Origin of the sequence: Faecalibacterium sp. Marseille-P9312, from assembly GCF_902497445.1 — a bacterium.
Lineage (GTDB): Bacteria > Bacillota > Clostridia > Oscillospirales > Ruminococcaceae > Faecalibacterium > Faecalibacterium longum.
The window spans coordinates 57236-72180 of the sequence record NZ_CABVEW010000004.1 but is presented as its reverse complement, the minus strand read 5'-3'; the positions used below and the strand labels follow the sequence as shown (position 1 = coordinate 72180).

The following is a 14945-nucleotide window of genomic DNA, read 5'->3' as shown; positions in this document are numbered from 1 at the left end:
AAAAAACGGGGCTGTTGCACAACAGCCCCGTTATGTTTATCAGATCTGTCTGTCCAGCCAGTCCGCGATGTCCGCAAACACTTCGGCTTTGTTCGTCTCCACCAGCAGCTCGTGGCGGGCGCCGGGGTAGAATTTCGACTCGATGTTCCCGACACCGGCGTCCCGGAGGCTCTGGATGGCCCGCCGGACTCCGGCGGTGCGCTCGCCCACAGGGTCGGCGTCACCGGCGAGGAAGAGAAGGGGCAGGTCCTTCGGCACCCCGGCCAGAACGGCGGGGTCGTACAGCCGCAGGATGCCTGTGAACATGCTGTAGTAGGCGTTCAGGGTGAAGGTGAACATGCAGCGCTCGTCGGCGCGGTACTTGTCCACTTCGGCCTGGTCGCGGTTGAGCCAGTCCTGAGGCGTGCGGCCCTCGAGGCCCCTGTTGTAGCCGAGGAAGGAGAGGTTCGCCACCAGCTTGCTGCGGTGCTCCCAGCCGAAAAAGACGGCCAGCACCCGGCAGAGCGCCCGGGCCGTGGCGACCAGCGCTTTGGGCTGGAAGCCGGTGCCCATGATGATGGCTCCGTCAAGCTCACCGCCCCACTCGCAAAGGTACTGCCGGGCGTAGAACGAGCCCATGCTGTGGCCCAGCAGAAAATAGGGGACGCCGGGATAGAGCTGCTTCGTCAGCGCAGTGACAGCGTGGAGGTCGTCGAGGACGGCGCGGTTGCCGTCGGGCTGGGCGAAATAGCCGTAATCCGCCCTGGTGCGGATGGAGCCGCCGTGGCCCAGATGGTCGTGGCCGGTGACAAGGATGCCCCGGGCGGCCAGATATTCGGCCAGAGGCTTGTACCGGTCGATAAACTCCACCATGCCGTGGGAGAGCTGCAGGATGGCCCGCACCTCACCCTCCGGCACACAGCGGAATGCATGGAGCGTCCGGCCCGGTACGCAGGAGGGCAGGGTGAAGTCGGTCATCTGACTCATGTGATTCTCCTTTTCCGTTTACAGCGCAGCGATCTTGGCCCGGCAGGCGGGGCAGATGCAGTAACCCTCATACTGGGCCATGTCGGCCGCCAGCTCACCGCAGAAATCGCAGCTTCCGGCGGGACGGTGCTTTTTGAGGATGATCTGATCGCCCTCCACGAAGATCTCGAGCTTCGAGTCCTTGTCGATGTGCATATTGGTGCGCAGCTCCTTGGGGAGGACGATGCGGCCCAGAGAATCGATGCCCCGAACGATGCCAGTTGTTTTCATATTCATTTCTCCTTTTCAGTGTGTCCGGAAAGATGGCAGAATGAGCGTCGTTTACACCGACACAACGCAAAAAATGTTCCTGTGCAGGAAAAACAGGAAAATTCTGTCAACTTCGTGCCTGTTCAGTATACAAAAAGTTGAGCCATTCGTCAATCTAAACGGGCAGATTCGACAAAAACTTCTCAAAGAAGCAAAGAGTGGCGGCCAAGACTGCTCCTCTTTGCTGTCTCCGTTGACAAACAGGGCCGGAGAGGGTAAACTTAGGCAGAGATATTTGCAATTCATTTGCCTATGATAGATTATAGCAGTTTGCGTTTTTAATGCACAAGCAACATCCGCAAACTGCATATCGCAAATATGCTATTTTGATAGGCACTATTTTTGAGAATTGCGATAAAAGGAGAAATCATTATGCCGAACAATAATATCCGCACCCGTTTTGCTCCCTCGCCTACGGGTTATATGCACGTTGGCAACCTGCGCACGGCCCTGTACACCTATCTGATGGCCAAGCACGATGACGGCACCTTCATCCTCCGCATCGAGGACACCGACCAGGGCCGCTACGTGGAGGGCGCTGTGGATGTCATCTACAACACCCTGCGGGAGACCGGCCTGCTGTGGGACGAAGGCCCGGACATCGGCGGCCCCGTCGGCCCCTACGTCCAGAGCGAGCGCATGGGCATGTTCAAGCAGTATGCCGAGCAGCTGGTGGCTGAGGGCAAGGCCTATTACTGCTTCTGCACCGAGGAGCGTCTGGAAGCCCTCCACGCCGAGCAGCGCGCCCACGGTGAGATGACCCACTACGATGGCTGCTGCCGCGACCTGCCCAGGGAAGAGGTGGAAAAGCGCCTCGCCGCCGGTGAGCCTTACGTCATCCGCCAGAAGATCCCCCGCGAGGGCGTGACCGGCTTCGACGATATGGTCTACGGCCATATCGAGGTCAACAACAGCGAGATGGACGACCAGATCCTCATCAAGACCGACGGTATGCCCACCTACAACTTCGCAAATGTCGTGGACGATCACCTCATGGGCATCACCCACGTCATCCGCGGCAGCGAGTATCTGTCCTCCACCCCGAAGTATAACCTGCTGTACCAGGCTTTCGGCTGGAACATCCCCAACTACATCCACTGCCCGCCGGTCATGAAGGACGCTCAGAACAAGCTGTCCAAGCGAAACGGCGACGCCAGCTATCAGGATCTCGTTGCAAAGGGCTACCTGACCGAGGCGATCCTGAACTACATCTGCCTGCTGGGCTGGAGCCCCAAGGGCGAGTATGCCGAGCAGGAGATCTTCTCGCTGGCTGATCTGGTCAAGATCTGGACGCCGGACGGTATCTCCAAGTCTCCCGCCATCTTCGACCCTCTCAAGCTGCGGGCCATCAACGCCGAGTATATCCGCCGCCTGTCCCCCGAGGAGTTCCTCGCCAAGGCTGAGCCCTGGATCGACAGCGCCGTCCATACCCCCATCAACAAGAAGCTGCTCTGTGCAAACCTGCAGCCCCGCTGCGAGGTCCTGGGCGAGATCCCCGAGCAGCTGGACTTCTTCGACGCCATGCCCGAGTATGACGTGAGCCTCTACGCCAACAAGAAGCAGAAGACCACCCCTGAGTCTGCAAAGGAGGCGCTGGAAGCCCTGCTGCCCGTGCTGAGCGACGAGGCACTGGACTTCAATGACCGTGACGCCGTCTTCGACGCCTGCAAGGCCAAGGCCGAGGAGCTGGGCAAGAAGAATGGCTGGCTGCTCTACCCGCTGGGCATCGCCCTCTCCGGCAAGCAGCGCACCCCCGGCGGCGGCACCGACCTCGCCTGCATGATGGGCCGCGAAACGACCCTCGAGCGGGTGAAGGCCGCTATCGAGAAGCTGAATGGCTGAAATACCTTATAATAAAAAGTGAGGAGGCAGTCTGTATGATGTATCCGTTTATGACGTTGGACGATAACACCGAGGTCGTCCATTCGGAGATGCTCCCGGATGGCCGCGTGAAGGTCTATTTTGAAAAGCCGGATGCAAAGGACTGCTTCCATTCTGCTGTCTGCTATCTTCCGGATTACAAATGGGAAGACATCAACGGCTTTACCCCGGAGGAAATTGCCCGGTATCAGGAGCTTGTGGAATCTACGGCTCATCTGATCCTGCAGTTCTCCAAAGAGGGAGGGGTCGAAAATGCCGCCCCGCGTTCTGCGGAACATCATGGCCATCATTGAGGCGCGAAGTGCCGAGGTGGTCGCAAAATGGACGAGCTTTTTTGGCGAAGCGCACTACTTCTGCTGAGATTTTATCCCATTCCATCACCCCGCCAAAAACTGCGCGCACCCTGCGCTACAGTATACGCAGAAGGCGCGGGAAACAGAACAACACAGCGTGATATTGCAAAAGATCCCCGCCGGAAAGCGGGGATTTTTTCATGCAGGTGTCTTTTCGGACGATACAGCTCACGGACGGGAAAAAGCGGGTGAACGGTGCGCTCCGGGCGCGGGCGGCAGTGCGGCCCGCCCTGCGGCAGGGGAGCGCGTTCCTGCTGGGGCTGGCCGGAGGCTGGGCCGTGCTGTACGGTGCGCTGATGCCTTTCGGGCTGGGGCTGACACTGGGCTTTGCGGAGGACTGCTTCGCCGTGGGAGCCGCTGGGGCCGCACTGGGGGTGCTGGCCCGGAGCTTCGGCACGCTGACCGTGGAGAGCGTCTGCCTGCTCTGCGCACTGGGTGCGGCGGTAGCGGCACGATGGCTCTGGCCCGGCCGATTCGTCCCGGCGGCGGCAGTGGGCTGCGGCACACTGGTGGGAAGCGCAGTCTGCTTCGCGGCGGGGGAGGAAAACGGCGTTCAGACCATCCTGTTCTGCGGCGGCGACGCCCTGCTGGCAGCAGCGGCGGGATACGGCCTGCGGCGCTTCCCGCCCGAAAAACCGGGCATGGGCAGTCTGATCTTGTCTGCCGCTGTGGCCGCCGCACTGGGCGGGATGAGCTTTGGCTTCTTCCTGCCCGGGGTGATGGCCTGTGCGGCGGCAGAGCTGGCCCTCTGCTGCAAGGGCCTGCCGCTGGAGGCATTGGCTTTCAGCGGGGTGACGGGTGCGGCTCTGGCCGCGTCAGACCCTGCCCTTGCGCCTGCCGCCGCCGGGCTTGCCTGTGGGTGTGCCGCTGCGGCGGTGCTTGCCCCGGCGCGACGGGTGGAGGGGCTTGCGGCCTATGCGGGCGGCTGCGTGGCGGGGGTGCTCTGCATCCAGCCGCTGGCGGGGGCGTTCAGCTTTCTGCTCAGTGCCGGGGCGGGTGCGGGGCTCTGCGCCCTGCTGCCTGCGGGCTGGCTGATGCCCGCCCTCAAAGAGGACGACCCGCCCGGCAACGAGCGGCCGCGCCTCTCTGCCGCCGCGACCCGGCTGGAAGCGGTGGCCGAAAGCCTCTCCTCGCTGGCGGAGACGGTGAACGAGGTGTACGACGCTTTTCCACGCCGGTGCGAGGGTTTCCGCTGGGTCATCGACAACATCCACGACGGCCTCTGCGCCAACTGCGGACGGCGGGAAGTCTGCTGGAAGCAGGAGCACGCCTCCACCCTGGAAGGAATGGAGGCCCTGCGCCCCATTCTGGAAGAAAAAGGCCATCTGGAAGCGGCACTTCTGCCCGGTCAGCTGGCGCGGTGCATCCACCCGGCGGCGCTCTGCGCGGCGGGGGACAAGGCGTTTGCACTCTACCGCAGCCGCCGGGAGGCCCGCGTCCACTCCGAGGCCATGCGGACGGCCCTCACTGAGCAGTACAGCGCCGTGGCCGATGCACTGGGCGTCCTCAGTGAACAGCTGGGCCGTCCCGGAAGCCCGGAGCCCTACAAGTCTGGCCGGGTGTCGGCGCTGTTCGCTCAGCTGGGGACGCCGCCGCTGGAATGTGCTGTGACCCTGGACGATTTGGGCCGCACCCGGGCGGCTGTGACGCTGCCCCGCACCCGCTTCAATGAAAAAGAGCTGGCCGCTCTGGCCGTGGAGGTGGGGCGCATCTGCCGCCGCAGCCTCGAGCCGCCGCAGGTGCTCTCCTGCAAGGGGATGACCACCCTGCTCTTTGCCGAAAAGCCGCTGCTCCGGGCCGTATTCGGGACGGCGGGCGCGGCGGCGCGGGGCGAGATCTCCGGCGACGCGGTCCAGCAGTTCTGCAGCGCGGCGGCGGCCCAGATGATACTCTGCGACGGCATGGGGACCGGACGTCCGGCGGCAGTAGACGGCAACCTTGCCGCAGAGCTGACGGCACGCCTGCTCAAAGCGGGCTTTACCGCAGAGCTTGCGGCCCGGCTCGTGAACGTGGCGCTGGCCCTCAAGAGCGACGAGGAGAGCGGCGCGACCCTCGACCTCGTGAGCGTAGACCTCTATACCGGCACAGCCCGGCTCTTCAAGGCCGGTGCGGCCCCGGGCTTTCTCGTGCATGGGGGCAAGGCCCGGGCTGTGGGCGAAGCCAGCCTGCCGATGGGCATCCTCGGCGGCGTCAGCGGACAGAGCCGGGTGGTGCATCTGGCGGCGGGGGACTATGTGGTGCTGGTATCGGACGGTCTCCTGGTGGACGGCCCCGGCTGGGTGATGCAGCAGCTGGAACTCTCCGCTGCCAAGGCAGAACAGCCCGACGTTCTGGCGAAAAAGCTGGTGGAAGCCGCCCGCGCCCGAGCCGTCCAGCGGGGCCGTCCCGACGACATTACCGCCGCTGTCCTCCGGCTCGAAAACAGCTGAGTTGCTTTTTGGGCAGCGAGAGGGTATACTTGTCAGTATCTTGATCGATCATAGGAGAGACATATATGCTGACAGTTACAGTTGCACAGGACGGCAGCGGCGACTTCGCGTCCATCGCGGAGGCGGTGCTGGCCGTACCCTATGAGGAGGAAGCACTGGTGCAGGTCGGCCCCGGCATTTACCGGGAAAAGCTGGTCTGCGAAAAGCGCTGCATCACCCTGCGGGGGGCGGGTGCAGATAAGACAAAACTCGTGTGGGGCGACGGCGGCAAGCTGCCCCACAAGGACGGGCGGCCCACCCATACCTTCCGCAGCTACACCGCCTTTTTCAGCGGCGAAACGCTCTGCGTGGAGGACATGACGATCGAAAACGATGCTGGTCCTGGCGCGAAAGCCGGGCAGGCCGTCGCGGCCTATGTGGACAGCACCCGGGCGGTGTTCCGCCGGGTCAAGCTGCTGGGCAGTCAGGACACGCTCTTCTGCGCCCCGCTGCCCGAAAAGGAGCGGGAGAAGGACGGCTTTCTCGGCCCGCGCAGTCTTGCGCCCCGCAAACCGACCGCCCAGTACTACACCGACTGCGAGATCGCGGGCGACATTGATTTCATCTTCGGCGGCGGCGACGCCCTCTTCGAAAACTGTGTCATCCGCACGGTGGACAACCACATCCCTCACAGCTATGTCACAGCTCCTTCGGGCAAAGCCGATGGACTGGGCTTTGTGTTCTGGAACTGCGATCTCGTGTCGGACTGCCCGGCGGGCAGCGTCTATCTGGGCCGTCCGTGGCGTCCCGAGGGCAAGACGGCGGTGCTGGGCTGCCGCCTCGGCGCCCACATCGCGCCGGAAGGTTTTATCGCATGGAATGACCGCACCGATACCGGCCTTGCCAGCTTTGCGGAAGCCGACAGCACCGGCCCGGGCGCAGCGGAGCGCCCGGCGTGGGTGAAACAGCTTTCCGGGCCGGAGGCGGCGGCACTGCTGGCCCGCGCCCGCACCCTCTGTCGACCGAAAACCAACTGAGGATGTAACAAATGAAAAAACTGCCGAATTTTGTAAAGTGGCTCATCATTGCCGTGGTGCTGGCCGCAATGGCCGCGATGATGGTGGCCGTGAACGACCGCGCCTCCCGGGTGGAGATGCCAATGCCGGACAACAGTCTGGGCATCTATCGCCAGACGCCTGCCACTGGAAAGTGAATCAAAAAAAAAAAAAAAACGAAACGGGACTGCTGGAAAGCGGCCCCGTTTTTGCATGATGCCGCCGCCTTCCGCATATATTGTACGGACAAATCTGAATGGGTGGGAGGCAAGGGTATGTTTGTGGTCACACTGAGTAAGGCAAGCGTCAAGAAGCTGGGCGTGGGGGCGATGTGCTGTGCGCTGGTGGTGTTCAGTGCCATGCTGGGGCGGTACATCAGCACCCGCTCGGTGGCTGTCGCGGCGGCAAGCAATAAAATCGAGAGTGCGCAGGACATCCAGACCTGGTTCACGGGCTACGGACTGGATGTGGACGGCGCGTCCATCACCGCCGATAAGGTCAAGATCCCCCGCAAGTGGGACGACAGCTTTTCGGCCTTTAACGGGGTGGTGCAGCAGAGCGGCATGGACCTGGCCCGCTACAAGGGCAAGACGGTGGAGAAGTGGACGGCGCTCATCCCGGCGGCCAGCCGGGGCGATGTGAGCAGCTACGGCGTGCTGCTGGTCTACAAGAAAAAGGCCGTGGGTGCGTACCTGTTGGAAAAGCCCTCCGGCACCGTCACCGGGCTGAAAGACGCCCAGACCGCGATGGCCCTGCAGGAGGCCGAACAGGTGTCCGGCGAGGACTTCAGCGGGGACTGGGGCGAACGGCACGAGGATGAACTGACCGACGGTCAGGCCCAGCAGACCTCGGGCGAAGATTTCAGCGGCGACTGGGGAGAGCGCCACGACAGCGAGCTGGGCGCGGAGGGTCAGGCCCAGCAGACTTCCGGCGAGCCGGACGCTGCACAGGAGCAGCCCGTGCAGTATACCGACCTGCCGCTGGACGCCGAGGGCTACCCCGTCGAATAACCGTCATTCTGTACAAAAAAGTGCGATGAAACAGAAAAATTGTGCAGTAGTGGTATTTCTGTAGAAAGATTCTGTTCAATGTTACTAAAATTTTTGATAAAAAATCGGCAATATGAAAGGGTGAAAAAAGAACGACTAAGGTTTATAATAAAGATAAACATCCAGCAGCCAGAAAGTTCGAGTGCTGCGTCCCGAGGGGCAGGGTGAGCCGCCCAGGAGGACCGGATGAAGTAAGGAGAAAATGATCATGAAGGAATTCCAGTACACCGTTAAGGATGCCTGCGGCATCCACGCCCGTCCCGCCGGTCTGCTCGTCAAGGTGGCCAAGGGCTTTGCCAGCACCGCTACCCTCGAGAAGGGCGGCAAGACCTGCGACCTGCGCAAGCTGATGGCCCTGATGGGCATGGGCGTCAAGCAGGGCGACACCGTCACCATCAAGGTGGAGGGCGACGATGAAGCCGCCTGCGCCGAAGCTATCCAGAAATTCCTGAGCGAGAACGTCTGATCGCCCAGCGTGATGAGAAGCCCTTGCGGGGAATGTCCTGCGGGGGTTTTTTGTTACGGAACACAAAACAGCAAGAATAAGGAGAAATTGCAATGCAGGTAGGTACCGGTAAAAGCATCCTGAATGGCATTGCCATCGGAAAGCTGAAGATCTATAAGAAAAAAGATACCGTCATCTCTGCCGCCGAAGTGGCCGACACCGCCGCTGAAGAGGCCCGTTTTGAGGACGCCCGCGCCAAGGCCATCGAACAGCAGACCGCTCTGTACGAGAAGGCTCTGGCTGAGGCCGGCGAGGACATCGCCGAGGTGTTCAACATCCACGCCATGATGCTGGATGACGACGACTTCGTGGACGCCATCAAGGAGATCATCAACGGCCAGCACAAGTGCGCTGAGTACGCCGTCAAGACCGCCGGCGACAATCAGGCCGCCGTCTTCGCCGCCATGGATGACCCCTATTTGCAGGCCCGCAGCGCCGACGTCATCGACATTGCACAGGCCATCCTCGACATCCTGCAGGGTGTGGACAATGCTACTTTGCAGGGTACTGAGCCCAGCATCCTCGTGGCTGAGGACCTGGCCCCGTCCGAGACGGTCCGCATGGACAAGAGCCTGCTGCTGGGCTTCATCACCCGGGAGGGCAGCTCCAACAGCCACACCGCCATCCTCGCCCGCAGCATGAACATCCCCGCCCTTATCCAGTGCAAGGACATCCAGGACGACTGGGACGGCAAGATGGCGGTCGTGGACGGCTACAACGCCTGTGTCTACGTTGACCCCACCCCCGACCTGCTCAAGAGCCTGAAAAAGCGCCAGCAGGAAGACCAGAAAAAGCAGGCCCTGCTGCAGGAGCTGAAGGGCAAGCCCAACACCACCCTCGACGGCAAGACCATCAACGTCTTTGCCAACATCGGCGGCATGGGCGACGTGGGCGCTGTGCAGCAGAACGACGCCGGCGGCGTCGGCCTCTTCCGCACCGAGTTCGTCTACCTCAACTGCAAGGACTTCCCGACGGAGGACTACCAGTTCGAGGCATACAAGCAGGTGCTCGAGAGCCTTGCACCCCGCAAGGTGGTCGTCCGCACCTGCGACATCGGCGCAGACAAGACCGTGGACTACATGAAGCTCGACCACGAGGATAACCCCGCTCTGGGCTACCGCGCCATCCGCATCTGCCTGACCCGGAAGGACTTCTTCAAGACCCAGCTGCGCGCCCTGCTCCGCGCTTCCGCTTACGGCAACATGAGCATTATGTTCCCCATGATCACCAGCCTGCGGGAGCTGCAGGACGCCAAGGCCGTGCTGGACGAGTGCCGCACGGAACTGCGGGCTGAGGGCAAGAAGTTCGACGAGAAGATGGAAGTGGGCACCATGATCGAGACGCCCGCCGCTGTCCTCATCGCCGACGAGCTGGCCGAGGAGTGCGACTTCTTCTCCATCGGCACCAACGATCTGACCCAGTACACCTGCGCTCTGGACCGCCAGAACGCAAAGCTGGAGCCCTTCTTCAACCCGCACCACCCCGCTGTGCTCCGGGCCATCAAGATGACCATCGATGCGGGCCACCGCCACGGTATCTGGGTGGGCATCTGCGGCGAGCTGGGCGCGGACACCGCCCTCACCGAGACCTTCCTGCGGATGGGCGTGGACGAGCTGTCCATGAACGCCAAGAGCGTGCTGCCCGTGCGCAAGATCATCCGCAGCATCGACTTGAGCAAGCCTTCCGATAAGTAAGGAGCACTTGACCCCCAAAAACTCCGCCCCCGGCAGGGAACTTCCCCGCCGGGGGCTTTGCATACCCGAAAAATTTTACCGAAATACTTCAAAACCATAAAGTGCAGTGCTATACTGGTAGCATCGAAATACCTGCTGAGAGGGAATTTTATGACACAACTGCTCATCCACCTGTTCGTCCGGCACCCGGACGATACCAAGAACGCCGCCGTCCGCACGGCCTACGGCAATCTGGCCAGCCTCGTGGGCATGGCCTGCAATCTCCTGCTCTGTCTGGGCAAGCTGGCGGCGGGGACGCTGTTCGGCTCCATCGCCATCATGGCCGACGCCCTGAACAACCTTTCGGACGCCTCGTCCAACGTGGTGAGCCTCGTGGGCTTCCGGCTGGCGGCCAAAGGCCCGGACGAAAAGCACCCCTACGGCCACGCCCGGTACGAATATCTGGCGGGCCTTGTGGTCTGCGTCACCATCCTCGCCATCGGGCTTTCGCTGCTGAAAGAATCTGCGCTCAAAGTGCTCCACCCGACGGCAGTGGTGTTCAGCTGGCTCAGTGTGGGGGTGCTGGCGGCGTCCATCCTCGTCAAGCTCTGGATGAGCCGCTTCAACAAGACCATCGGACAGCGCATCAACTCCGAGACTCTGATGGCCACCGCCGCCGACAGCCGGAACGATGTGCTGACCACCAGCGCCGTGCTCCTGTCCACCGTCCTCTCCCACCTGACGGGCTGGGACGTGCTGGACGGTCTCATGGGCGTGGCCGTGGCGGCGTTCATCCTCTGGTCGGGCTGGGGGCTTATGATGGATACCCTCAGCCCCCTGCTGGGCGAGAGCCCCTCACCGGAGCTGGTGGAGCACATCGAGCACACCGTCATGAGCTACCCGGGGGTGCTGGGCGTCCACGATCTGATGGTCCACGACTACGGCCCGGGGCATCAGTTCGCCTCGCTCCACATCGAGTTCCCCGCCGAGGCCGACCCGCTGGAAGCCCACGACATCATCGACAACATCGAGCGGGATTTTCTGAAAAAAGACCACTTACAGGTCACCATCCACTACGACCCCATCGTGACGTCGGACGCCGCCGTAGGCATCCTGCGGAGCCGCTTGATGGAAAAAGCCCGTCAGATGGACCCTCGTCTGTCCATCCATGACCTGCGCATCGTGCCGGGGGACAGCCACACCAACGTGCTGTTCGACCTCGTGTTCCCGGCGGGCTACACCGGCGACAAGGACGCGCGGCTGGCCGAGATGTGCAATTTCGTCAAGGAGCAGGACCCGAGATACTGCTGTATGGTGAAGGTGGAGCAGAGCTATGCCTCCGCTCTGCCGGAAGAGGATCAATAAGAAAAAGAGGGAAAGTATTATGCTGAACGAGACTTACCGCGCCATGCTGGGCCACAAGAGCGTCATCCGCGAGACTTTCATGTACGGCAAACAGCGCGCCGCCGAGATAGGCTATGAGAACGTGTTCGACTACTCGCTGGGCAACCCCAGCGTCCCCTGCCCGGACAAGTTCACCAAAGCCATGCAGACCCTGCTGGCCGAGGAAGAGCCTGTCGCCCTTCACGGCTACTGCCCCAGTCAGGGCGACCCGGGCTTCCGCACCGCCGTTGCGGCCCATCTGGCAAAGACCTTCGGCCTGCCCTATGAGCAGAAGGATATTTTCCCCACCACCGGTGCGGCGGGCGCTATCGCCCACGCCATCCGCGCTGTGACAAAGCCCGGCGACGAGGTGCTGACCTTCGCCCCCTACTTCCCCGAGTACGGCCCTTATGTGGAGGGGACCGGCGCTGTGCTCAAGGTCGTGCCGCCTCAGGCACCGGCTTTCCAGCCGAATCTCGACGCCTTTGAAGAGATGCTGACCGAGAACGTCACCTGCGTCCTCATCAACACCCCGAACAACCCCACCGGCGTCGTCTACTCCGCCGAGACCCTGAGCCGTCTGGCTGACATCCTGACCGAAAAGAGCAAAGTTTTCGGCCACAACATCTTCCTCGTCAGCGACGAGCCCTACCGTGACATCGCCTTCGACGGCAAAAAGGTGCCTTACCCGGCAGCGTTCTACCCCCACACCCTGACCTGCTTCTCCTTCTCCAAGAGCCTGAGCCTGCCCGGCGAACGTCTGGGCTATGTGGCCGTCCGGCCCGGCTGCGAGGGCGAAGACGTGCTGGTGGACATGATGGCTCAGATCTCCCGCTTCACCGGCCACAACTGCCCGCCCAGCATCATCCAGAAAGCCACTGCCGAGTGCCTCGACGTCACCAGTGATCTGTCTGTCTACGAGACGAACATGAACCTGCTGTACGATAAGCTCACCGAGCTGGGCTTTGAGGTGGAGCGCCCCGGCGGCACATTTTATATCTTCCCGAAGGCGCTGGAAGAGGACGCCAACGCCTTCTGCCTCAAGGCCCGGGAGTTCGATCTGCTGCTGGTCCCCAGCGACACCTTCGGCGTCAAGGGCTATGTCCGCTTTGCCTACTGCATCGACACCGAGAAGGTGAAGCGCAGCCTGCCCGCACTGGAAAAGCTGGCCGCAGCCTATAAAAAGTGAATGTGAGGTAGTTCCATGCATCCGCTCCCCGAATATCCCCGCCCGAGTATGCGCCGGGACAGCTACGTCAACCTGAACGGCCCGTGGGACTACGCCATCACCCAGAGCTCGGAGTTCCCGGCAAAGTGGGACGGCGCTATCCTCGTACCCTATTCGCCCGAGGCAAAAGCCTCTGGCGTGGGCCGGACGCTGCAGCCCGGCCAGTGGCTCCACTACCACCGCACCTTCACGCCCCCGGCAGGCGAGGGCGGGCGCGTCCTGCTCCACTTTGGGGCGGTGGACTACGCCTGCGCGGTGGAGGTCAATGGCCGTCTGGCCGGGGGACACCGGGGCGGCTACTGGCCCTTTACGCTGGACATCACCGACCTGCTCCGCCCGCAGGGCCATAACACCCTCTGGGTGGCGGTGCAGGACCCCACCGGCACCGGCACGCAGGCGAGAGGCAAGCAGACCCTCCGGCCCGGCGGGATGTTCTACCCGGCCCAGAGCGGCATCTGGCAGACGGTCTGGCTGGAGCGGGTGCCGGAAAATTACATTGATACGCTGACCGTCACCCCGGACTACGACGCCCGGACCGTGACCGTGAAAGTCCATGCCTCGAAGCCCGGCGGTGCGGCGAACCTCTGGGCCGTGGTGCGGGCCGGCGGCGTGACCATCGCCGAGGACTGGGGCAGCGACGAGGCCGACCGGGACGGCGAAGTGACCCTGAACATCGCCGAAGAGCATTTCTTCCCGTGGAGCCCCGACAGCCCCTTCCTCTATGATTTGACCGTCGGCACGACCCAGGGCGAAGAAGAGGGCTTCGACACCGTCCACAGCTATTTTGCCCTCCGCAAGTGGGAGTGCAAAGAGGATGCAAAGGGCATCCGGCGGTTTTTCCTCAATGACAAGCCCATCCTGCTCAATGGCCTGCTGGACCAGGGCTATTGGCCCGACGGCCTCTACACCCCGCCCTCCGACGCCGCCGTGGAGCACGAACTGCACACCGTGCGGGAGCTGGGCTTCAACCTGCTGCGCAAGCACGCCAAAATCGAGCCGGAGCGCTGGTACTACCACTGCGATAAGCTGGGCATCATCGTCTGGCAGGATATGGTCAACGGCGGCGGGGCCTACCCGATGTGGTACGTCACCTACCTGACCAACGCCTTACAGCCCCTGATGCGCCGCGCCCCGGACGGGAAGCTGCTGTGGGGCTTTCTGGGCCGGGGCAGCGCCCACAGCCGGGAGGAGTACGCCCGGGAGCTGGCCGACACGGTAGCCGCACTGGGTCGGCACCCCTGCATCGGGTGCTGGGTGCCGTTCAACGAGGGGTGGGGCCAGTTCGACGCACGGAAAGCCACCGAGACCCTCCGCGCCCTCGACCCCTCCCGTCCGGTGGACGAGGCCAGCGGCTGGTTCGACCGGGGCGGGGGAGATGTGCATTCCATCCACAACTACTTCTATCCGCTCCGCATCCGCCCGAACGTGCGCACGGTGGCCCTCAGCGAGTACGGCGGCATTGCATGGCCCATGCCCGGCCATGAGCCGCCACGGAAGACCTACGGCTACGGCACGGCCAGAAGCCGGGCAGAGCTGACCGAGCGCTACCGTGATTTGCAGCTCAGGACGATTCTCCCGCAGCTGAAAAAGGGCCTGTCGGCGCTGGTGTACACTCAGCTGACCGACGTGGAGGACGAGGTGAACGGCCTGTTCACCTATGACCGCACGGCCATCAAACCCGATGCCGCCGCCGTCCGCGCCGTCAACGAGGCACTGGAAGCGGAGTTTGAAAAGGCAGTAAAAGAATGAACGGGCTCTCGGCCATTTGTCCCTGTGCAGGCAGAGCATTTTGCTGTTTTTCACGGCTCCTGATTGGCTAAAATGTCGAAAATAATACCATATATTGACAATCCTGTAAAAATGCACTATACTGAACCCATCGAGGCAGACCACGAAGTCCTTGTATATAAAAATGTTCAACAGCATATTTGCGATATGCAATTCAACGCTGCTGCTGTTGCATTAAAAAGTTGAATTGCTATAAAACAGGTATTACAGGCACACGGCCTGTAATGATAAACATTATATGTTCGCGCATGTAGTGATTTATCTCACATAGTCTAGGGGCGAGGTTCCGCAAGGGACCTCGCCCTTGGGCTTTTTATAGGCGCTGGGCTATTGACATTGGAGAGCGA

General features: G+C 62.2%; 13 protein-coding genes. 11 read left to right on the top strand and 2 right to left on the bottom strand.

What is annotated here, in order from left to right; genetic code table 11:
* Nucleotides 1-39 precede the first annotated feature (39 nt).
* Nucleotides 40-966 carry an alpha/beta fold hydrolase gene (locus F3G95_RS04130; protein WP_149793942.1) on the bottom strand — a complete coding sequence of 309 codons (927 nt, stop codon included), beginning with the start codon at nt 964-966 and terminating at the stop codon, nt 40-42.
* Between the two features lie 18 nt (nt 967-984).
* Complete coding sequence (locus F3G95_RS04125; protein WP_015564383.1) at nt 985-1236, bottom strand: AbrB/MazE/SpoVT family DNA-binding domain-containing protein; 252 nt, start codon at nt 1234-1236, stop codon at nt 985-987.
* Between the two features lie 462 nt (nt 1237-1698).
* Between F3G95_RS04125 and gltX the strand changes: the two genes are divergently transcribed.
* The 11 genes from gltX to F3G95_RS04070 all read left to right on the top strand — a co-directional run bounded on the left by gltX (nt 1699) and on the right by F3G95_RS04070 (nt 14559).
* Nucleotides 1699-3117: a glutamate--tRNA ligase gene (gltX, locus tag F3G95_RS04120; protein WP_243130269.1), complete on the top strand. Its 1419-nt coding sequence runs from the start codon at nt 1699-1701 to the stop codon at nt 3115-3117.
* A gap of 35 nt (nt 3118-3152) precedes the next feature.
* Nucleotides 3153-3449, top strand: coding sequence for a hypothetical protein (locus F3G95_RS04115; RefSeq protein ID WP_149793940.1), 297 nt, complete (start codon nt 3153-3155; stop codon nt 3447-3449).
* A 200-nt stretch (nt 3450-3649) separates the two neighbouring features.
* A complete protein-coding gene (locus F3G95_RS04105; protein ID WP_149793939.1) occupies nt 3650-5938 on the top strand; it encodes a PP2C family protein-serine/threonine phosphatase in 2289 nt (762 codons plus the stop codon).
* A 65-nt stretch (nt 5939-6003) separates the two neighbouring features.
* Nucleotides 6004-6954 carry a pectinesterase family protein gene (locus F3G95_RS04100; RefSeq protein WP_149793938.1) on the top strand — a complete coding sequence of 317 codons (951 nt, stop codon included), beginning with the start codon at nt 6004-6006 and terminating at the stop codon, nt 6952-6954.
* 11 nt (nt 6955-6965) lie between these two features.
* Nucleotides 6966-7130 (top strand): hypothetical protein, encoded by a 165-nt coding sequence (locus F3G95_RS13730; protein WP_174235877.1) that lies wholly within the window; start codon nt 6966-6968, stop codon nt 7128-7130.
* A 117-nt stretch (nt 7131-7247) separates the two neighbouring features.
* Nucleotides 7248-7982 (top strand): DUF4830 domain-containing protein, encoded by a 735-nt coding sequence (locus F3G95_RS04095; protein ID WP_149793937.1) that lies wholly within the window; start codon nt 7248-7250, stop codon nt 7980-7982.
* 241 nt (nt 7983-8223) lie between these two features.
* The gene (locus F3G95_RS04090; protein ID WP_149793936.1) at nt 8224-8487 is read left to right on the top strand and encodes an HPr family phosphocarrier protein; all 264 of its coding nucleotides are present in this window, start codon (nt 8224-8226) and stop codon (nt 8485-8487) included.
* A 92-nt stretch (nt 8488-8579) separates the two neighbouring features.
* Nucleotides 8580-10220, top strand: coding sequence for a phosphoenolpyruvate--protein phosphotransferase (gene ptsP / locus F3G95_RS04085; RefSeq protein ID WP_149793935.1), 1641 nt, complete (start codon nt 8580-8582; stop codon nt 10218-10220).
* A gap of 150 nt (nt 10221-10370) precedes the next feature.
* The gene (locus F3G95_RS04080; RefSeq protein WP_149793934.1) at nt 10371-11564 is read left to right on the top strand and encodes a cation diffusion facilitator family transporter; all 1194 of its coding nucleotides are present in this window, start codon (nt 10371-10373) and stop codon (nt 11562-11564) included.
* A 19-nt stretch (nt 11565-11583) separates the two neighbouring features.
* A complete protein-coding gene (locus tag F3G95_RS04075) occupies nt 11584-12771 on the top strand; it encodes a pyridoxal phosphate-dependent aminotransferase (protein ID WP_149793933.1) in 1188 nt (395 codons plus the stop codon).
* Nucleotides 12772-12786: 15 nt separating this feature from the next.
* Entirely contained in the window at nt 12787-14559 is a 1773-nt protein-coding gene (locus F3G95_RS04070; protein WP_149793932.1) for a sugar-binding domain-containing protein, read from the top strand.
* Nucleotides 14560-14945: the final 386 nt, after the last annotated feature.